The 17,381-nt window shown below is 71.6% G+C and carries 21 protein-coding genes; 12 read left to right on the top strand and 9 right to left on the bottom strand.

The window, feature by feature from the left end:
* Positions 1–76: 76 nt before the first annotated feature.
* The 5 genes from ACWEJ6_RS37255 to ACWEJ6_RS37275 form a co-directional block, all read right to left on the bottom strand.
* A complete protein-coding gene (locus ACWEJ6_RS37255; protein ID WP_452429921.1) occupies positions 77–1,408 on the bottom strand; it encodes an amino acid permease in 1,332 nt (443 codons plus the stop codon).
* Between the two features lie 245 nt (positions 1,409–1,653).
* Positions 1,654–2,442 (bottom strand): enoyl-CoA hydratase/isomerase family protein, encoded by a 789-nt coding sequence (locus ACWEJ6_RS37260; protein ID WP_358301216.1) that lies wholly within the window; start codon positions 2,440–2,442, stop codon positions 1,654–1,656.
* Positions 2,439–4,133 carry an AMP-binding protein gene (locus tag ACWEJ6_RS37265; protein WP_452429923.1) on the bottom strand — a complete coding sequence of 565 codons (1,695 nt, stop codon included), beginning with the start codon at positions 4,131–4,133 and terminating at the stop codon, positions 2,439–2,441. The genes ACWEJ6_RS37260 and ACWEJ6_RS37265 overlap by 4 nt, the downstream gene beginning before the upstream one ends.
* Positions 4,130–4,759, bottom strand: a complete 630-nt coding sequence (locus ACWEJ6_RS37270) for a TetR/AcrR family transcriptional regulator (protein ID WP_387678471.1) — start codon at positions 4,757–4,759, stop codon at positions 4,130–4,132. Before ACWEJ6_RS37270 ends, ACWEJ6_RS37265 begins: the two co-directional genes overlap by 4 nt.
* A 43-nt stretch (positions 4,760–4,802) precedes the next feature.
* Positions 4,803–5,090 (bottom strand): helix-turn-helix domain-containing protein, encoded by a 288-nt coding sequence (locus ACWEJ6_RS37275; RefSeq protein WP_449916101.1) that lies wholly within the window; start codon positions 5,088–5,090, stop codon positions 4,803–4,805.
* Positions 5,091–5,173: 83 nt separating this feature from the next.
* Between ACWEJ6_RS37275 and ACWEJ6_RS37280 the strand changes: the two genes are divergently transcribed.
* The gene (locus ACWEJ6_RS37280) at positions 5,174–6,400 is read left to right on the top strand and encodes a serine hydrolase domain-containing protein (RefSeq protein WP_452429926.1); all 1,227 of its coding nucleotides are present in this window, start codon (positions 5,174–5,176) and stop codon (positions 6,398–6,400) included.
* A 1-nt stretch (position 6,401) separates the two neighbouring features.
* On the opposite strand, the gene ACWEJ6_RS37285 is transcribed toward ACWEJ6_RS37280, so the two are convergent.
* Both ACWEJ6_RS37285 and ACWEJ6_RS37290 read right to left on the bottom strand, forming a co-directional pair.
* Entirely contained in the window at positions 6,402–7,841 is a 1,440-nt protein-coding gene (locus tag ACWEJ6_RS37285; RefSeq protein WP_452429928.1) for an LCP family protein, read from the bottom strand.
* A 102-nt stretch (positions 7,842–7,943) separates the two neighbouring features.
* Positions 7,944–8,195: a hypothetical protein gene (locus ACWEJ6_RS37290; RefSeq protein ID WP_452429930.1), complete on the bottom strand. Its 252-nt coding sequence runs from the start codon at positions 8,193–8,195 to the stop codon at positions 7,944–7,946.
* Between the two features lie 367 nt (positions 8,196–8,562).
* Between ACWEJ6_RS37290 and ACWEJ6_RS37295 the strand changes: the two genes are divergently transcribed.
* The 10 genes from ACWEJ6_RS37295 (at position 8,563) to ACWEJ6_RS37340 (ending at position 14,804) form a co-directional block, all read left to right on the top strand.
* Positions 8,563–9,327 carry an ABC transporter ATP-binding protein gene (locus tag ACWEJ6_RS37295; RefSeq protein ID WP_358301232.1) on the top strand — a complete coding sequence of 255 codons (765 nt, stop codon included), beginning with the start codon at positions 8,563–8,565 and terminating at the stop codon, positions 9,325–9,327.
* A gap of 11 nt (positions 9,328–9,338) precedes the next feature.
* Positions 9,339–10,100: an ABC transporter permease gene (locus ACWEJ6_RS37300; RefSeq protein WP_364336704.1), complete on the top strand. Its 762-nt coding sequence runs from the start codon at positions 9,339–9,341 to the stop codon at positions 10,098–10,100.
* A 10-nt stretch (positions 10,101–10,110) separates the two neighbouring features.
* Complete coding sequence (locus ACWEJ6_RS37305; protein ID WP_452429933.1) at positions 10,111–11,319, top strand: cytochrome P450; 1,209 nt, start codon at positions 10,111–10,113, stop codon at positions 11,317–11,319.
* A 47-nt stretch (positions 11,320–11,366) separates the two neighbouring features.
* Positions 11,367–11,978, top strand: coding sequence for a DUF1707 SHOCT-like domain-containing protein (locus ACWEJ6_RS37310; protein WP_452429935.1), 612 nt, complete (start codon positions 11,367–11,369; stop codon positions 11,976–11,978).
* Positions 11,979–12,081: 103 nt separating this feature from the next.
* Positions 12,082–12,399 carry a hypothetical protein gene (locus ACWEJ6_RS37315; protein ID WP_452429937.1) on the top strand — a complete coding sequence of 106 codons (318 nt, stop codon included), beginning with the start codon at positions 12,082–12,084 and terminating at the stop codon, positions 12,397–12,399.
* On the top strand, positions 12,396–13,268 hold the full coding sequence (locus ACWEJ6_RS37320) for a hypothetical protein (RefSeq protein ID WP_452429939.1): 873 nt from the start codon (positions 12,396–12,398) through the stop codon (positions 13,266–13,268). Before ACWEJ6_RS37315 ends, ACWEJ6_RS37320 begins: the two co-directional genes overlap by 4 nt.
* Before the next feature lie 5 nt (positions 13,269–13,273).
* On the top strand, positions 13,274–13,702 hold the full coding sequence (locus ACWEJ6_RS37325) for a YbaB/EbfC family nucleoid-associated protein (RefSeq protein WP_452429941.1): 429 nt from the start codon (positions 13,274–13,276) through the stop codon (positions 13,700–13,702).
* Between the two features lie 82 nt (positions 13,703–13,784).
* Positions 13,785–14,111, top strand: a complete 327-nt coding sequence (locus tag ACWEJ6_RS37330; protein WP_387678443.1) for a PadR family transcriptional regulator — start codon at positions 13,785–13,787, stop codon at positions 14,109–14,111.
* Positions 14,108–14,464, top strand: a complete 357-nt coding sequence (locus ACWEJ6_RS37335) for a DUF1048 domain-containing protein (protein WP_452429943.1) — start codon at positions 14,108–14,110, stop codon at positions 14,462–14,464. The genes ACWEJ6_RS37330 and ACWEJ6_RS37335 overlap by 4 nt, the downstream gene beginning before the upstream one ends.
* A gap of 1 nt (position 14,465) precedes the next feature.
* Positions 14,466–14,804: a DUF1048 domain-containing protein gene (locus ACWEJ6_RS37340; RefSeq protein WP_387678437.1), complete on the top strand. Its 339-nt coding sequence runs from the start codon at positions 14,466–14,468 to the stop codon at positions 14,802–14,804.
* On the opposite strand, the gene ACWEJ6_RS37345 is transcribed toward ACWEJ6_RS37340, so the two are convergent.
* Together ACWEJ6_RS37345 and ACWEJ6_RS37350 are read right to left on the bottom strand one after the other, a co-directional pair.
* Positions 14,792–15,550 carry an ABC transporter permease gene (locus tag ACWEJ6_RS37345; RefSeq protein WP_352356112.1) on the bottom strand — a complete coding sequence of 253 codons (759 nt, stop codon included), beginning with the start codon at positions 15,548–15,550 and terminating at the stop codon, positions 14,792–14,794. The genes ACWEJ6_RS37340 and ACWEJ6_RS37345 overlap by 13 nt on opposite strands.
* The gene (locus ACWEJ6_RS37350; RefSeq protein WP_452429946.1) at positions 15,547–16,497 is read right to left on the bottom strand and encodes an ATP-binding cassette domain-containing protein; all 951 of its coding nucleotides are present in this window, start codon (positions 16,495–16,497) and stop codon (positions 15,547–15,549) included. Before ACWEJ6_RS37350 ends, ACWEJ6_RS37345 begins: the two co-directional genes overlap by 4 nt.
* Positions 16,498–16,646: 149 nt before the next feature.
* Here ACWEJ6_RS37350 and ACWEJ6_RS37355 point away from each other — a divergent pair, with 149 nt between their 5' ends.
* The gene (locus ACWEJ6_RS37355) at positions 16,647–17,324 is read left to right on the top strand and encodes a helix-turn-helix domain-containing protein (protein WP_387678429.1); all 678 of its coding nucleotides are present in this window, start codon (positions 16,647–16,649) and stop codon (positions 17,322–17,324) included.
* Positions 17,325–17,381: the final 57 nt, after the last annotated feature.

Below are 17,381 nucleotides of genomic sequence, written 5' to 3' on the forward strand. Positions count from 1 at the left end.
AGGGCGCTGAGGGCGCTGAGGGCCGCCGACCGGCCACCGCTCAGGCCGTCGTTCAGGCCGTCGTTCAGGCCGTCGTTCAGGCGACCGCGTCGGCGGGCTGTTTGCGGCGGGATCTGATCTCGTAGGCCAGCAGCGTGCCGCCGACGGCCACGGCGACCGCCCCGACCACGGGAAGCGCCTCGGCGGACGAGGCCACGGCGACGAACGCCAGCACAAGCAGCGCCACCACCACCCGGCTCAGCCAGGGGAAACCCCACATGCGCAGCCGCAGCAGCTCGGGCGACTCGGCCTCCATACGCCGGCGCAGCCGGAGCTGGCTGAGCGCCACGAAGACGTAGAGCAGCAGCACCAGCAGCCCGGCGGTGTTGATCAGCAGGTCGAAGGCGTCGTCGCCGACCGCGAACGCGCCGGCCATCAGGGCCAGCGCGAGCGCGCCGCCGCCGAGCAGCGCGGGCGCGGGCACCCCGGACGCCCGCACCCGCGCCGCCGCGGCCGGGGCGTCACCGCGGGCGGCCATCGCGCACAGGACGCGCGAGGCGGCGTACAGCGCGGCGTTCATCACCGACACGACCGCGACCAGGATCACCCAGGTCATCAGGGTCGCCGCGCCGGGGACGCCGAGCTCGGCGATGGCGGCCGCGAACGGGCTGTCCGCGCCGCCCGCCGGGACGCGGTTCCACGGCACGACCGCCAGGATGACCAGCACCGAGCCGACGTAGAAGATCAGCACCCGCCAGACCACCCGCAGGGTGGCCCGCGCGACCTCCTTGGCGGGTTCGGCCGACTCGGCGGCCGCGATGGTGACGATCTCCGCCCCGAAGTAGGAGAACAGCACGGTGACGAGCGCGGTGAGGACCGCTCCCCAGCCCTTGGGGGCGAACCCGCCGTGCCCGGTCAGCGCGCTGAGACCGGCGCCGCCGCCGGACGGCCACAGACCCAGGACGTACAGCGCCCCGGCGGCGAGGAAGGCCACGATCACCACGACCTTGACCGAGGCCAGCCAGAACTCGGTCTCGCCGAACAGCCGTACCGAGACCAGGTTGGCCAGGGTGAGCGCCGCCAGCAGCGCGACGGCCGTCGGCAGCACGGGGACGGCGCCGGACAGGGAGTGCAGCAGCTTGGCCCCCGCCACGCCCTCGAACGCGACCGCGACGATCGCGAACAGCCAGTAGCACCAGCCCACCAGGAACCCGGCGCGCGGCCCGAGGGCGGCACGGGCGTAGTCGGCGAACGAGCCCGCAGAGGGCCGGGCGGCGGCCATCTCGCCGAGCATCCGCATCACCAGGACGACGATCAGGCCGCCCAGGGCGTAGGCGACCAGCGCCGCCGGGCCGGTGTCGGCGATCACCTTGCCGCTGCTGACGAACAGGCCGGCGCTGATGACGCCGCCGAGCCCGATCATGGTCATGTGGCGTCGTTTGAGTCCGCGGTGGAGCGATCCCCCGCTGTCGTGCCCGGTCATGGCGTTCGGCTCCCTGCTGTTCTCGGATAGGGGAGATCGGACCCCGGCCCATGGCCGGGCCGGGGTCTGGTTGATCGCGGGGGCGGTACGGACGGCGCGGTCAGTGGCCGCAGTCAGTGGTAGCGGTCAGTGGCCGCAGTCAGTGGCAGCAATCAGTGGCAGCGGTCAGTGGCAGCGGTCAGTGGCAGCGGTCAGTGGCCGCGGTAGACGGCGGGGCGCCGTTCGACGAAGGAGCGGACGCCTTCGCGCACGTCCTGGCCGCGCAGGCAGGCCAGCAGCCCTTCGGTCTCCAGGTCGAGCACCTCTTCCAGGTCCAGCTCCCAGACCTGCCGCATGGCCTGCTTGATCAGGCGTACCGGGGTGGGCGCCGCGGCGGCGACGCGTTCGGCCAGCTCCAGCGCCGTGTCGAGCAGGTCGGCGTCGGGGACCAGCCTGCTGACCAGCCCGGCGCGGTACGCCTCGGCGGCGCCGACGGTCTCCCCCGTCAGCAGCAGGTCCACCGCGCGGCCGTGGCCGACCAGGCGGGGCAGCGAGTACAGCACGCCGTTGCTCGGGAACAGGCCGCGGTGCACCTCCTTGAAGGCGAACGATGCGGCGTGGCCGGCCAGCCGCAGGTCGCTGGCGATGGCCAGCTCCACGCCGACGCCGACCGCGATCCCGTTGACCGCCGAGATGATCACCTTGGGGTGGGTGGTGAAGCGGCGGGTGAGGTCCTGGAGCGCGGCGGTCCGTTCGACCAGGTCGGCGTCGGACCCGGCGGCGAGCTGCGCGCCGGCCTCCTTCAGGTCGGTCCCGGCCGAGAAGGCGCGGCCGGTGCCGGTGAGCACCAGCGCGCCCACCGCGTCGTCGCGGGCGGCCTCGTCCAGGACGGCGACCAGCTCGCCGTAGGTGCGCTGCCGGAAGGCGTTCAGCACCTCGGGCCGGTCGAAGGCGACCACCAGGGCCGAGCCGGCGCGGCGCACCCGCAGATCGGTGCTCATCGGTTTCCCTCCCGGGCGTCGTAGGCGCCGTCCCGTCCGGGCGGCAGCAGGTGCTTGGCGATGCGTTCGGACGGCGTCATCGGGAACGCCTCGACGAACTCCACGAACCGCGGCGTCTTGAAGTCGGCCAGCCGCGCCCGTACGTAGTCGACCAGCTCGTGCGGCTCGACGGGCTCGGCAACCTGCACGAACGCCTTGACCTCCTCGCCGAACAGCTCGTCGGGCACCGGGATCACGGCGGCGGCGCGCACGGCCGGATGGCCGGTCAGCACCGCCTCCACCTCGGCGGCGGCGATGTTCTCGCTGCCGCGCCGGATCATCTCCTTGAGCCGCCCGACCAGGTGGTAGTGGCCGCGGGCGTCCCGGCGGCCGAGGTCGCCCATGGGGTACCAGCCGTCGCGCAGCAGCGGCTCGTCCCGGTTCCAGTAGCCGGTCAGCATCGGCCGGCCGCGGACCATGATCTCGCCGACCTCGCCGTCCGGGGCGTCGGATCCGTCCGGTAAGACGATCTTGACCTCCTTGCCGGGGACGGGCCGGCCCATGGCGCCGGTGCCGACGCACGCGGTGTCCTCCGGCCGGACGGCCAGCACGACCCCGGCCTCGGTGCTGCCGTACGCCTCCCGCCAGGGCGCGCCCCAGCGCTCCTCGATCGCGGCGTGCAGGGCGGGCGCGATGCCCGAGCACAGGACGAGCCGGACGCGGTGGGCCCGGTCCCGTTCGGGGTCGGGCGGCTGCTTGAGCAGCAGCAGCGGCATCGTGCCGAGGACGTAGAAGAAGGTGGCGCCGTGCTCGCGCACCGAGGGCCAGAAGCCGGAGGCGGAGAAGCGCGGCAGGATCACCAGCGGGATGCCGGTCAGCAGGCACAGCACCGTGTTCCACTGCGGGTCCATGTAGTAGAACGGCTGGGCGGTGAGGTCCACGTCGTCCGGGGTGACGGCGGCGACGTCGGCCGCCAGCTCGGCCAGGTGGAGCCAGTAGCGGTGGGTGAGCATGCAGCCCTTGGGGAACCCGGTGGTGCCCGAGGTGTACTGGAGGTTGAGCAGGTCGTCCCAGCCGACGTCGGGCAGGTCGGGGGCGCCGGGCGCGGCGGCGCTCTCGGCCCCCGCGTCGAAGGCGCCCGGGGGGACGGGCTCGGGCGCGGGCCCGGCGTCGGCGGCGTCGAGCAGCCCGACCTCGCCCAGGCCCAGCGCCAGCAGCGCACCGGCCGCGGCGGCCGAGCCGGCCAGGGCCAGCACCGGCGCGGAGTCCTTGACGACGTGTGCCAGGTCGGCGCTGCGATACCCGGGATTCAGCGGGACGATCACCGCGCCCAGCTTGGCGATCGCCAGCCAGGCGACCGGGAAGCCGACGCCGTTGGCGAGCATCACCGCCACCCGGTCGCCGCGGCGGACGCCGTGCCCGGCCAGCACGCCCGCCAGCCGGTCGGTCCGCCGCTCCACCTGCGCGACGGTGGTCTCGACGCCGCCGAAGCGGAACAGCACCCGGTCGCCGTGCGCGGCGGCCCGGTCCCTGAGCAACCCGCCGAGGCCCCCGGCGATCCGCCGGGCCGCTCCCCCGCCGAGGCCGTCCGCGATCGGCCCGACCGCTTCCCCGCCGAGGCCGCCCCCGACCCGCTCGGCCGCTTCCCCGCCGAGGCCGCCCCCGATCCGCTCGGCCGCTCCCCCGCCGTACGACGGCGGCGCGGCCGTCACGCCCGCCGCCGGGTGGCCATGTCGAACATCGTCGTCAGCTCGGCGGCGCAGTCGGCCAGGTCGACGGCCTCCTCGTCGAAGACCCACTGGAGCATGACGCCGTCGATCGCGCCCTGGACGGTGGCGGCCAGCGTGCGCGGCGAGAAGTCGCGGAAGTCGCCGCTGTCCTGGCCGCGCCGCAGGATCCCCTCCAGGTGGTGGCGGCACGGGTCGTACATGTCGGCGTTGAACCGGCGCTTGGCCTCGGGCGATCCGAAGCTGCCCCAGATGTCCACCAGCGCGACGAAGTTGGCGCGGTTGGCCGCCATGAACTCGAAGCTCGCCTCGATGAAGGCGCGCAGCCGGTGCGGGGCGTCCGGCGCCCGGTCCACCCGAGCCTTGATGAACCGGTTGCTCTCGGTGAACAGGGCGTTGACGACCTGCTGGATCAGTTCGTCCCGGCCGGCGAAGTGGTAGGAGATCACGCCCCTGCTGACGCCGACGTCCTGGGCGATCCGAGCCAGCGACGCCTGGGGCAGCCCGGCGCTGGCGATGGTGGAGATGGCTCCCTCCACGATCTGCCGCCGCCGGGCCTCCTCGATGAACGAGGCCTTCTTCTGGCCGTCCTGATCGATTTTTGACCGCATGGCCAGGATTCAAGCCCGGCGGCCGGCGTCCGGCAAGCCCCGCTCACCGACTGTGCGGTTTCCCCCACCCCTCGCCCGGCCGTTCCCCGGGCCGTCTCCCGGGCCGGCCGGTCGCCGCGAGGTAGTGCAGCACCGCCAGCACCCGGCGGTTGCCGGCCGCCGACGCGGGCAGGCCGAGTTTGGCGAACACCGCGGTGACGTGCTTCTCCACCGCGCTCAGCGACACGTACAGCTGGTCGGCGATGCCGGTGTTGGACCAGCCCTCGGCCATCAGGGCGAGCACCTCGCGCTCCCGGGGCAGCAGGGACTCGTCCCAGCCGGGGTCGGGCATGGCGGCACCTCCTCGGTGCGGGAAACCGCAAGATCCGGGCGAACCTCTTGTCTCACTCATACCATCTGGATTAAATCCTGGCCATGCGGTCAAAAAATCATCATCATGCCCAGAAAACCTGCGTACTCGGCGCCGTCCTGGCCGGCGTGGTGCTCGGCGGCGGCCTCGCCGTCCCGGCCCACGCCCGGACGGCGCACGTCCCCGCCGCCGCGACCCGGAGCGCCACGGACGCCACCCCCGCCACCCACGCCACCGACGCCACCGACGCCACCGACGAGCAGCTCCGCTGCCTGCTGGACGACGTCGTCAAGCCCCCCGTGCCCGGCGCGATCCTCACCGTGACCGGCCCCGGCCGGGCCTTCGACGGCGCCGCGGGCGTGTACGAGCTGGGCGGACGCGCCCTGCGCAGCTCCGACGCCTTCCGCACGGCCAGCGTCACCAAGACGATGACCGCGGCCGTCGCGCTCCGCCTGGCCGAACGCGGCGACCTGCGCCTGGACGCTCCCATCAGCGAATACCTGGACCGGAAGCTGGTCGCGCGCATCCCGTACGGGTCGCGGATCACCGTCCGGCAGCTCCTCGACCACACCGCCGGCCTGTACGACTACGTGGGCGACGAGAAGTGGTTCCAGTACGTGCTCGACCACCCGGACAAGACCTGGAAGCCGCTGGAACTGGTGGATTGGGCGCTTCGGTCGGGCAAGCCCTACTTCGCCCCCGCCAAGGGCTACCACTACTCCGACACGGGCTACGTCCTGGCCGGGATGGTCATCGAGAGGGCCGGCCGCGAGCCGCTGCACCGGCTGTACCGGTCGTTGCTGCTGGAGCCGCTGAAGATGGACCGCACGTACCTGGAGTGGTGGGAGCCGCACCGCGGCCCGCGCGCCCACAACTACCTCGGCGAGCGCGACACCTACGACCACAACCCGACGTTCGACACCTTCGGCGGCGGCGGCCTGGTCTCCACCGGGGCCGACCTCAACCGGTTCATGCGCGGCCTGTTCGAGGGCAAGGTCTTCAAGCACCCGGCGACGCTGCGGACGATGTTGCGCAGCACCCCGCAGAGCGTCAAGGCCGGGTCGCCGTACGGGCTGGGCATCGCCCGGCTGACCGCGACGGGCGATGCCGCCTACGGGCACAGCGGCTTCTTCGGCGCGTTCCAGATCTACGTGCCGAAGCAGCGGCTCGCGATGACCGGCACCCTCACCCAGGCGGAGACCGTGTCCAAGAAGCAGAGCAGCGCGTTCATCGAGAACGCCCTGCGGGTGAGCCTCGGCAAGCCGCCCACCGGCCCCTGCGCGCGCCCGTAGCTCAGGCCACGCAGGAGTCGGCCAGCTTCCCCGACGACGCCATCGCCGTCCTGGTGGGCGTGCCCGACGGCCGGGCGGACGGCGTGCTCGACGGCGTGGCGGACGGCGTGCCCGCGGCGACGGTGGCGGGCGCGCGGTGCGAGCGGAGGATGGCCCTGCGGACGTCGGCCCGGATACGCGGGAAGTCCGGGTAGGCCGGGTTGTAGCGCGGCGGGACGATCGACAACGTCCCCACCCGGGCGCCCTTGACCTTGGCGGCCAGCGGCACCAGGTCCTGCAGCAGCCCGCGCGGGATGTCGGTGCGGAACGTCTGCCGGGCCGCGCCGGCCAGCTGCTTGAACTTCAGCAGCACGTTGGCCGGGTCGAGCTGGTCGAGCATGGCGGAGATGACGCAGTGCTGGCGGCGCATCCGGGTGTGGTTGTCGCCTCCGGCGCAGCTGGAGCCGTCGTGGTCGCGGGCCCTGCCGTACCAGAGCGCGTCGTTGCCGTTCAGCCGGCGGGTGCCCGCCTTGATCACGCCGCCGTCGCTGCGGCCCACGCCGTAGCAGATGTCCTGCTCGACGTGGATGCGCACGCCGCCGAGCGCGTCGATCAGCCGGGCCACGCCCCACATGTTGACCAGCACGTAGTAGTCGATCTTGAGGCCGAGGATCTCGCCGACCGCGCCCTTGACGGCGTCCGGCGCACGGGTGGGCGAGTTGCGGAACAGCGCGGGATGGGTGTCGGCGTAGGCCCAGACGCCGTTCAGCAGGTCCTCCGACTCCCGCCCGGCCCCGGCGATGTAGAAGCCCTTGGGCGGCGGGAACAGCTTCCCCATCACGCTCCCCCTGGGGAAGGGCGCGTTCTCCATCTCCCTGGGCAGCGCGAACAGCACGGTGTCGCCGGTCCTGACGTCGATGCTGGCGACGTTGACGCTGTCGGTGCGGATGCTCGTCCCGTTGCGGCCGCGCGCGCCGTCGCCGCCGAGCAGCAGGATGTTCACCCGCGTCCGGCCGGCCCACGGGTCGGCGTGGTTGATGGGCGTGGGCTCGGGGGCGTTGAACACGTCGGTCAGCGTGGCGTCGGCCTCCGACACCGTCCGCGAGGCCACCACGAACGGCGACACGACGGCCGCGACGAGCAGCAGCGCCACGCCGTCCGACCAGACCAGCCGCCGCCGCGGCCGCAGCACGGTGTAGGAGGCGACCACCAGCAGCCCCCACGCGACGCCGACGCCGATGGCGCCACCGGTGATCGCCGAGGCCCAGGTGGCCTGGGTCGCCATGGCCCACCCGCCCGCCGAGGCCACGACGAGGGCCACCGCCACGCCCGCGGCCAGGAACAGCCCCAGCAGGCCGAACCCGAGCAGGCGGTACCCGGCCCGCAGATGGGCCGCGCCCGGAATGACGATCGACAGCGCTGCCCAGCCGATGGCTGCCCCCGCGCCCCGTTTGGTGCCCATCCGCCCTCATGATCTCTATGTGGTACGTCCCCCGAGATCATAGGTTCGGGGCTGATTGCCCATGTACGCAACTTATCCAGCGGAATATGCGGAAGAACGGCGTCAGTCCACGTACGCCCACAGGTCGTAGGTGGTGGAGCCCGGGTAGCTCTGCGGATAGTGCGTGCTGCACCACCAGGTCTGCCAGCGCCCGTTCTGCCGGCCCGACTGGCCGAAGGAGACGCAGATGTCGTACGGCAGGCTGGTGTAGACGACCTGGAGCGTGGACGTGGCGTCCGCCGGCGTGCTCATGGCCAGGACGGGCGCCAGGGTGGTGACCACGGCAAGCGCCAGGGCGGTGATTCCGCGACGCATCGGCTCCCCCCTCGTCAAGGGTCGGATTGTGTGAGAAGCGATCACCGTGAATTGCACGACAGGGCTCGCCCCCACCGCAAGATCGGCCCTCGCACGGCCCCGGCGACCAGCGCGAACGTCCCGCGGGCGATGAAAGGTTCATCCCGCCGCCCCTGACGGCGTCAGGACGGGGTCGTGCCGTGTCAGCACGGCGTCGGCGCGGTGTCAGCGCGGCCCGCGAAGGTGAACGCCATGAACACCTCGGCGATCGGGACTATTCGGTGTTGCTAGGTACCAGTACTTCGTGCCACTATATAGCCAGTAGTCAGCACCACTAAGTAGTCGCGCCGACGGCGAGACCCCCCGGAAGAGAAGACAGGGCCAAGTGATGACGACACGACAAGCTCCGGCGATCCAGGTGCACGGCCTGGAGAAGTCGTACAAGGAACTGCACGTGCTGCGCGGCGTGGACTTCGAGGTGGCGCGGGGCAGCATCTTCGCCCTGCTCGGCTCGAACGGCGCGGGCAAGACCACGCTGGTGAAGATCCTGGCCACGCTGCTCAAGGCCGACGCCGGCACGGCCAGGGTCAACGGCCTCGACGTCGCCGGGCAGGCCGCCCAGGTGCGCGAGTCCATCAGCCTCACCGGCCAGTTCGCCGCCGTGGACGAGATCCTCAGCGGGCGCGAGAACCTCGTGCTGGTCGCCCGGCTGCGGCACCTGAAGAACCCCGGCAAGATCGCCGACGACCTGCTCGAACGCTTCTCGCTGACCGAGGCGGGCGGCCGGAAGGCGGCGACGTACTCGGGCGGCATGCGCCGCCGCCTCGACATCGCGATGAGCCTCATCGGCGACCCGCCGGTCATCTTCCTCGACGAGCCGACCACCGGCCTCGACCCCCAGGCGCGCATCGAGGTGTGGCAGGCCGTCAAGGAGCTCGCCGCCCAGGGCACCACCGTGCTGCTCACCACCCAGTACCTGGACGAGGCCGAGCAGCTCGCGGACCGGATCGCGATCCTGCACGAGGGCCGGATCATCGTCAACGGCACCCTCGCCGAGCTCAAGCAACTCCTCCCGCCCGCCAAGGTCGAGTACGTCGAGAAGCAGCCGACCCTGGAGGACGTCTTCCTCACCCTCGTCGGCACGAAAGCCTAAGGACCACCACCATGAGCAAGCACTTCTTCGGTGACACCACCGTCCTGCTGGGACGGTCCCTGCGCCACATCTCCCGCAGCCCGGACACCATCGTCACGACCGCGATCATGCCGATCGCCATGATGCTGATGTTCGTCTACGTGTTCGGCGGCGCGATCAGGACGGGGTCGGACTCGTATGTGAACTACATGCTGCCCGGCATCCTGCTCATCACGGTCGCCTCCGGCATCGCCTACACCGCCTACCGGCTGTTCATGGACATGAAGGGCGGCATCTTCGAACGGTTCCAGTCCATGCCGACCGCGCGCTCGTCGGTGTTGTGGGCGCACGTGCTGACCTCGCTGGTCGCCAACCTGGTCTCGCTGGTGGTCGTGATGCTCGTCGCCCTGCTCATGGGCTTCCGCTCAAGCGCGGGCCTGTCGGCCTGGCTGTCGGTCGCGGGCATCCTGATCCTGTTCACCCTGGCGCTGACCTGGATCGCCGTCATCCCCGGCCTGTCGGCCAAGACCATGGAAGGCGCGAGCGCGTTCTCCTACCCGCTCATCTTCCTGCCGTTCCTCAGCTCGGCGTTCGTGCCCACCGACACCATGCCCACCGTGGTGCGCGTCTTCGCCGAGAACCAGCCGGTGACCTCCATCGTCAACGCCGTCCGCGCCCTGTTCGCCGAGCAGCCCGTCGGCAACGACATCTGGATCGCCCTCGCCTGGTGCGTCGGCATCCTGGTCGTCGCCTACGTCTTCGCCATGAACACCTACCGCCGCAAGATCTCCTGAAAGGACGATCATGACCGACTCCGTGCACACCGTCACGCCGATGCCCGCCGAGCGCCGTCCCGGCTGCCCGTTCGACCCGCCGAAGGAGCTCGTCGAGGCCCGCGAGCACGGCCCCATCAGCCGCTTCCCCTTCGCCGACGGGCACCAGGGCTGGCTGGTCACCGGCTACGACCTGGCCCGCTCGATCCTGGCCGACCCCCGCTTCAGCTCCCGCAAGGAGCTCATGAGCCACCACCCCACCATCGACTACGGCGACATCGAGGTGCCCCCGGCCCCGCCCGGCGAGTTCTTGCTCATGGACGACCCGCAGCACAGCCGCTACCGCAAGCCGCTCGTCGGCAAGTTCACCGTCCGCCGGATGCGGCTGCTGACCGAGCGCGTCGAGCAGATCACCGCCGAACACCTGGACGCCATGGAGCAGGCCGGCCCCACCGCCGACCTGGTGACCGCGTTCGCCAAGCCCATCCCCGCCATCGTCATCTGCGAGCTGCTGGGCGTGCCGTACGAGGACCGGGACCGCTTCCAGGAGAACATCGACAAGTTCCTCGGCGGCGAGGCCGGCGACGAGGAACTGATCGCCGCCTACCTCGCCACCCAGCAGTACCTGGCCGAACTCGTGGCCGCCAAGCGCGCCCACCCGACCGACGACGTGCTCAGCGACCTGCTCGACAGCGACCTGACCGACGAGGAGCTGCAGGGCATGGCCCTGATCCTGCTGTCGGCCGGGTTCGACACCACCGCCAACATGCTGGCCCTCGGCACCTTCGCCCTGCTGCAGAACCCGGACCAGCTCGCCGCGCTGCGCGCCGACCCCACGCTCGCCGACCAGGCCGTCGAAGAACTGTTGCGCTACCTGTCCGTCGCCAAGCAGTTCTACCGGGTCGCCCTGGAGGACGTCGAGCTGGCCGGCCAGACCGTCAAGGCCGGCACGATGGTCCTGCTGTCGCTCAACACCGCCAACCGCGACCCCGAACGTTTCCCCGACCCCCACACCCTCGACCTGCGCCGGAAGGACGGCGGCCACCTGGCCTTCAGCCACGGCATCCACCAGTGCCTGGGCCAGCAGCTCGCCCGCGTCGAGATGCGCGTCGCCTTCCCCGCGCTGCTCGGCCGCTTCCCCAGCCTGCGCCTGGCCGTACCGGCCGACCAGGTCGCCCTGCGCCCGGAGCTCGCCGACATCTACGGCGTCAAGAGCCTCCCCGTCACCTGGGACGCCTGACCCCGCCCCGGTAGCGCCGACCCCTGAGCTCCAGAGAGGAACCACCCATGGCAGACCTCCCGGCGGGTCCCGTGAAGCCCTCCTCACCGGCGCTGCGGGCCTCCGACGCGGACCGCGACCGCGTCACCGAACTGCTGCGGACGGCCGTCGCCGACGGCCGGCTCGACCTGGCCGAATTCGAGGAGCGGCTGGAGGTGGCGTTGTCCGCCCGCACCGTGAACGCGCTGGCCCCGCTCGTCACCGACCTGGTCGCGGGACCGGGCAGCCACGGTGCGCTCGCGCTGCCGCCGGCCGGGGCTCCGGCCGCCGAACTGCTCACCATCAAGGAGAAGCACGGCTCGGTGCGCCGCGACGGCCGCTGGACGTTGCCGCACCGGCTGGCGGTGCGCACCGCGTGGAGCGACGTGCTGCTGGACCTGACCAGCGCGGTGCGCGGCGCGCCCGAGCTGATCATCGAGCTGCGGGTGAGCGGCGGCAGCGTGGAGCTGGTCCTGGCGCCGGGCATGGTGCTGGAGAGCGACGAGCTCTCGGTACGGCACGGCACGCTGGCGATCGGCAGGGCACCCGACGACGACACGCCGGAGGTGTTGCGGGTCCGCCTGACCGGCCGCATGCGGCACGGCCGGCTCGACGTCCGCCGGCAGGCCACACGGCGGTGACGCGGCGCGGCGCGTAGGGATTTCGTCAGGATTGCGGTGGTTCACGCCCCGGCGGGACAGGCTGGACAGATCATTCCCGCACGGACGAGAGCCACGTATGCCGATGAATCCACGGACACCTTCCGGCCCCCACGAGATCGAGATCGACCGGTCCCGGCTCAGGGAGATGCGATCGCGCCTGCCCGAGGCGGCCAGGCGGCTGGACGAGGTGGTGCCCAGGCTGGTGTCGCTGACCGTGGCCGAGTCGGCGTTCACGTCGTTCACCTATTCGCTGGCGCTGGCCTACAACGAGGTCGAGGCCCTCACGATGGCCGAGGTGCGCCGCCGCCTCGACGACATCGCACGCGTCCAGGACGACCTGGACACCTCGGTCACCACCTGGCAGGACGCCGAGACCGCCGCCACCGTGAGGATGCGGTGAACGCCGCCGAGCTGGCCCGCGACGCCCTCATGGCGGGCGCGGGGGCGGCGGTGACGCTGTCCGCGCTCGGCGTGCCCGCCGCCTGGCCGTTCGTCGGCAGGATGTACGTCCACCAGTACGACCCGCAGGCGTTCTTCGACGGCGCGGACACCTGGCTGGCCGTGCACGACGACGTGGCGGCCACCCGGCTGAACGTCGAGGCGCTGGTCGGCGAGGTGGCCACGACGAGCTGGCGGAGCGAGGACGGCCGGGCCTTCGACCGTCGCATGGACGCCTACCTGGCCGGCCTGCGCTCGATCGAGATCCGCGCGGTCGTCACCGCCCTCGTCCTCCGCACCGTCGGCGCCGCGCTCGTCGCGATGATCCTGTACCAGTTCCTGGTGGCGGCGGCCATGGCCGCGCTGGCGCTGTGGGTGCTGACCGCCGCGCTCACACCGCTCAGCCTGATCACCGCCCGCACCGCGGCCACCCGCTGCCTGACCGGCCTGTACGAGAACTACCGGGCAGTGGAGTCGCTGCTCGACACGCTGCTGCACGGCTGCGCCGCCGCCCTGTCCGCGGCGGTGGCGGTGGACGCGGGCGCCAAGGCGGCCCGCGGCGACGGCGGCGGGCTGCGCGACCTCGCCGCCGCCACCTTCGCCCAGGGCCCGCTGCTGGTCTGGGGCACCGCGAACCGGATCGAACGGGACCTGACCGCGCACGGCCTCACCGGCCGCCGCAAGGGCGCCGGCGGGCCACTCCCCCAGGGCGTCCCGCAGGCGGCGGGCGCCAAGGCGCTCAACGACGTCACGAGCGGCAGCCAGACGATCACCGGCCGGTACGTGCCGGCGCAGGCCGCCGACGGCTCCTACTCGTTCCCCTGGGAGTGACCGCCATGGACTTCGAGCAGGCACTCGGCCTCGATCCCGAACGGCTCGCGGCCGACGCCGACCACCTTTTCAGCAGACTGAGCCGGCTCCCCGGCGAGACCGCCACGGCCCGGGCCGAATCCCCGGACGGCTGGGTGAGCGTCGAGTACAGCTGCGCGTCCGGCGTCCAGGACCTGCGTCTGGACCCGCGGGCGATGCGCATGGAGTCGGCGCGCCTGGCCGAGACCGTCCTCGGCCTGATCCACCAGGCCAGGCGCCAGGCCGAGGCCGAGGAGCGCGTCAGGCTGGAGGAGTTCCTGGGCGCGGGCGACGCGCTCCTGACCGGCCGCGGCCTCGTCGCCGCCCGGCTGCGCGACTCGACCGGCGCCCTGCTGGCGAACCTGGAGCAGGCCGAGGCGACGATCGACCGGGTACGCGGCCTGCTGCGCCCCTGACCCGAAGGCTCTACTCTGTGGTACTGTATAGCAGTACTCGGTATCACCGAGTACTTCGGAAGGCGGCGGAAGAAGAGCCACCATGGACAATCTGACGGAGATGCTGAAGGGCACGCTTGAGGGCTGCGTGCTCCAGATCATCGGCAGCGAGGAGACCTACGGGTACGCCATCACGCGCCGACTGAACGACCTGGGCTTCGCCGACGTCGTCGAGGGGACGGTCTACACCATCCTGCTGCGACTGGAGAAGAACGGGCTCGTCCAGGTGACGAAACGACCGTCCGAGCAGGGGCCGCCGCGCAAGTTCTACGCGCTCAACGACGCGGGACGCGCGGAACTGGCGACCTTCTGGGCGAAATGGGCGTACATCACATCCCGGATCGACAAGCTCAAGGAGGGCGGGAAATGAGCTTCTGGGAGACCATCACAGGCAGCGATCTCACCAGGGACTACAAGGCGTTCGAAGCCCGGGCCGCGGCACTGCCGGCCGACCACCGGGCGGCCTGGGACCAGATCAAAGGTCATCTCTTTCACTACTCGGACTTCACCGGCCGGAACCTGATGCCGATCTTCGACGGCGTTCTGGGGCTGCTGGAGGAGACGGCGGCCGACGGGCAGGACATCCACGAGGTGCTGGGCGACGACATCGCGGGATTCTGCGCGGCCCTGGCCGGCGAGGCCGGGGGCCGCAGCTTCCGCGACCGGTGGCGCGAGCAGCTGAACAGGAACGTCGCGAAGAAGCTGGGCCGGCTGGGAGGCTGACGTGGGCATCCAGGACATCATCGAGGGCAAGAAGCAGTGGCGGGCGCACCTGGCGCGGGTCAAGGCGCTGCCGCCCGACTACCAGATCGTCTACAAGGAGATGCAGCGGTACTTCTTCAAGGTCGGGCCGGTGGGGCTGACCGACGGGTCCCTGCTGCCGGGCATCGTCGACTTCTTCGAGGAGGGCGTCGCGGCCGGCAAGGGAGTCCTGGAACTCATCGGCGAGGACGTCGCCGCCTTCGCCGACGGCCTGATCAAGGACTCCCGCACCTACGCCGACCTCTACCAGGAGTCCGTCAGCGAGAAGACCGGCGCCAAGGGGAAACCTCACCGGTTGTAGAGCCTGCGGGCCCACAGGTACCCGCCCAGCGCGATGGCCGCGCTCCACAGTGCCGCCGCCGCGAGGCTGGGCCCCGCCGGCCGCCCGGCCAGCAGCGCGCGCAGGGTTTCGATGACCGGCGTAAACGGCTGGTGTTCGGCGAACCAGCGCAACGGGCCCGGCATCGACTCCGGCGGCACCACGCCGCTGCCCAGGAACGGCAGCAGCATCAGCGGCATCGGCAGGTTGCTGGCCGTGGCCACGTTCTTGGTGACCATGCCCAGCGCCGCCGACAGCCAGGTGATGGCGAAGGTGAACATGGCCAGCACGCCCACCACCCCGAGCCAGTCCAGCGCCGAGGCGGCGGGGCGGAAGCCGATCAGCAGGGCCGTCAGCGTCACGGCGGCGATCGCGGTGAAGTTCTGCACGAGCGCGCCGAGCACGTGCCCGGTCAGGACCGAGACGCGGGCGATGGCCATGGTCTTGAACCGGGCGACGATGCCCTCGGTCATGTCCATCGCCACCGCGATCGCGGTCCCCTGCGCGGCGCTGGCGATCGTCATGATCAGGATGCCGGGAGTGATGTAGGCGACGTAGGCGGCGCGGTCGCCGCCGATCCCGGCGCCCATGATGCCGCCGAGGACGTAGACGAACAGCAGCAGGAACACCACGGGGACGCCCGCGTAGGTGAGGATCAGCGTGGGGTAGCGCCACATGTGCCTGATCTGGCGGCGCAGCATCGTCGCCGAGTCGGTGATCGCTCTCATCGTGCGGACTCCTCGGTCAGGGCCAGGAAGACGTCGTCCAGGCCGGGCGTGTGCATCGACAGTTCGGCGACGTCGACGGCGTGCGCGTCGAGCAGTTCAAGGAGCTCGCGTAACGCGCCGACGCCGGTGTCGGGGATCTGCACCGTCAGGGACTCCTCGTCGTGCGAGCTCGCCCCCACCAGCGAGACCGCCCTGCGGTAGCCGTCGGGGTCGGCGAGGCGCACGACGACGTGGCTGCCGGGGACCATGCGCTTGAGCTCCTCAGGGGTGCCCTCGGCCACCAGCCGGCCCTGGCTGAGCAGCGCGATGCGGTCGGCGAGCTCGTCGGCCTCCTCCAGGTACTGGGTGGTCAGGAAGATGGTCACGCCGTCCTGCCGGACGAGGTCCCGGACGATCTGCCACATCGTGCGGCGGCTGCGCGGGTCCAGACCCGTGGTGGGCTCGTCGAGGAAGATGAGCCTGGGCGTGCCGACCATGGTCATGGCGAGGTCGAGCCGGCGGCGCATGCCGCCCGAGTAGGCGGCCGCGAGCTTGCCCGCGGCGTCGGTGAGGTCGAAGCGCTCCAGCAGTTCGGCGGCTCGGCGGCGGCCCTCGGCGCGGCCGAGGTGCAGCAGGTCGGCCATGAGCCGCAGGTTCTCCTCGCCGGTGAGGAGGCCGTCGACCGCGGAGAACTGGCCGGTGACGCCGATCGCGGCCCGCACCTTGTCGGGTTCCCTGGACAGGTCGTGCCCGGCGACCCGGAGCTCGCCGGCGTCGGCCTTGATCAGGGTGGAGAGGATCTGCACCGTGGTGGTCTTGCCCGCGCCGTTGGGGCCGAGCAGCGAGAAGACGGTGCCCTGGGGGATGGACAGGTCGATGCCGTCCAGGACGCGGTGGGCGCCGTAGGACTTGCGCAGCCCCGTCACCGAGACGAAGGCTCGCGACTCGTCACGATAGTACGTGTTCATCACAATTGAAAGCTACGTTGCTTTGAGAAAATGTGTCAATCAACGGCAACATATAAGCCCAGCTAAAAGGCGATAAATTGATACATTGACGCTGAAGCTGAATGCAATGAAACGTTGCATTGTGTGTGGCCGAACGCAATAGTGAGGACGTGGCAGAAGGAAGATTGACCCTGCACGACCGCAGGCGCATCGCGACCGGTCTCGCCGAAGGCCGCTCCTACGCCGAGATCGCCAGGCGGCTCGACCGGCCGACCTCGACGATCAGCCGCGAGGTCGGCCGCAACGGCGGCCCCGGCGACTACCGTCCAGAGCGGGCGCACCAGGCGACGGCGCGGCGGGCGCGGCGCGGCGCCCCGGCGCGTCCGGCCGAGCCCCGGGACCGCCAGGTCTTCGAGGCGGAAGAGGGAGCCGTCGAGATGGCGGTGGCGATGGGCCTGCCGAAGATGGTGGCGCGCGTGCTCATCGGCCTGTGGCTGAGCGAGGACGGCCGGCTCACCGCGGCCGAGCTGGCGCGCGGCCTGAAGGTGAGCCCCGCCTCGATCTCCACGGCGGTGGGCTACCTGACCCAGCAGGGCCTGATCAGGCGCGAACGCGATCCGCAACGACGGCGCGACGTCTACGTGGTCGACGACGACGCCTGGTACCACTCGACGATGATCAGCGCCCGGCAGACGCTCGCGGCGGCGGAGGTCGCCAAGGCGGCGGGGCAGACGCTCGGGCTCGACACGCCCGCGGGCCGGCGCCTGGCCAGGGGCGGCGCGTTCCTGGAGCGGATCAGCCTGGACGCCCTGGCGTCGGCCGAACGCTGGCGCGACCTCCTGCCGTGACCGAAGCGCGGCCCGGGCCGCGCGCGAGCCTCCCGAACCCGGACCGGCCCGCGTAGG

The organism is Nonomuraea sp. NPDC004702, from assembly GCF_053601695.1.

What these genes read in the sequence shown, in the direction of transcription:
- ACWEJ6_RS37300 (WP_364336704.1), top strand. Translation starts at nt 9,339, where the DNA reads ATGAGCAAGCACTTCTTCGGTGACACCACCGTCCTGCTGGGACGGTCC.
- ACWEJ6_RS37345 (WP_352356112.1), bottom strand. Translation starts at nt 15,550, where the DNA reads ATGAGAGCGATCACCGACTCGGCGACGATGCTGCGCCGCCAGATCAGG.
- ACWEJ6_RS37330 (WP_387678443.1), top strand. Translation starts at nt 13,785, where the DNA reads ATGGACAATCTGACGGAGATGCTGAAGGGCACGCTTGAGGGCTGCGTG.
- ACWEJ6_RS37255 (WP_452429921.1), bottom strand. Translation starts at nt 1,408, where the DNA reads ATGACCATGATCGGGCTCGGCGGCGTCATCAGCGCCGGCCTGTTCGTC.
- ACWEJ6_RS37270 (WP_387678471.1), bottom strand. Translation starts at nt 4,759, where the DNA reads ATGCGGTCAAAAATCGATCAGGACGGCCAGAAGAAGGCCTCGTTCATC.
- ACWEJ6_RS37295 (WP_358301232.1), top strand. Translation starts at nt 8,563, where the DNA reads ATGACGACACGACAAGCTCCGGCGATCCAGGTGCACGGCCTGGAGAAG.
- ACWEJ6_RS37285 (WP_452429928.1), bottom strand. Translation starts at nt 7,841, where the DNA reads ATGGGCACCAAACGGGGCGCGGGGGCAGCCATCGGCTGGGCAGCGCTG.
- ACWEJ6_RS37310 (WP_452429935.1), top strand. Translation starts at nt 11,367, where the DNA reads ATGGCAGACCTCCCGGCGGGTCCCGTGAAGCCCTCCTCACCGGCGCTG.
- ACWEJ6_RS37335 (WP_452429943.1), top strand. Translation starts at nt 14,108, where the DNA reads ATGAGCTTCTGGGAGACCATCACAGGCAGCGATCTCACCAGGGACTAC.
- ACWEJ6_RS37315 (WP_452429937.1), top strand. Translation starts at nt 12,082, where the DNA reads ATGAATCCACGGACACCTTCCGGCCCCCACGAGATCGAGATCGACCGG.
- ACWEJ6_RS37325 (WP_452429941.1), top strand. Translation starts at nt 13,274, where the DNA reads ATGGACTTCGAGCAGGCACTCGGCCTCGATCCCGAACGGCTCGCGGCC.
- ACWEJ6_RS37290 (WP_452429930.1), bottom strand. Translation starts at nt 8,195, where the DNA reads ATGCGTCGCGGAATCACCGCCCTGGCGCTTGCCGTGGTCACCACCCTG.
- ACWEJ6_RS37260 (WP_358301216.1), bottom strand. Translation starts at nt 2,442, where the DNA reads ATGAGCACCGATCTGCGGGTGCGCCGCGCCGGCTCGGCCCTGGTGGTC.
- ACWEJ6_RS37280 (WP_452429926.1), top strand. Translation starts at nt 5,174, where the DNA reads ATGCGGTCAAAAAATCATCATCATGCCCAGAAAACCTGCGTACTCGGC.
- ACWEJ6_RS37305 (WP_452429933.1), top strand. Translation starts at nt 10,111, where the DNA reads ATGACCGACTCCGTGCACACCGTCACGCCGATGCCCGCCGAGCGCCGT.
- ACWEJ6_RS37350 (WP_452429946.1), bottom strand. Translation starts at nt 16,497, where the DNA reads ATGAACACGTACTATCGTGACGAGTCGCGAGCCTTCGTCTCGGTGACG.
- ACWEJ6_RS37275 (WP_449916101.1), bottom strand. Translation starts at nt 5,090, where the DNA reads ATGCCCGACCCCGGCTGGGACGAGTCCCTGCTGCCCCGGGAGCGCGAG.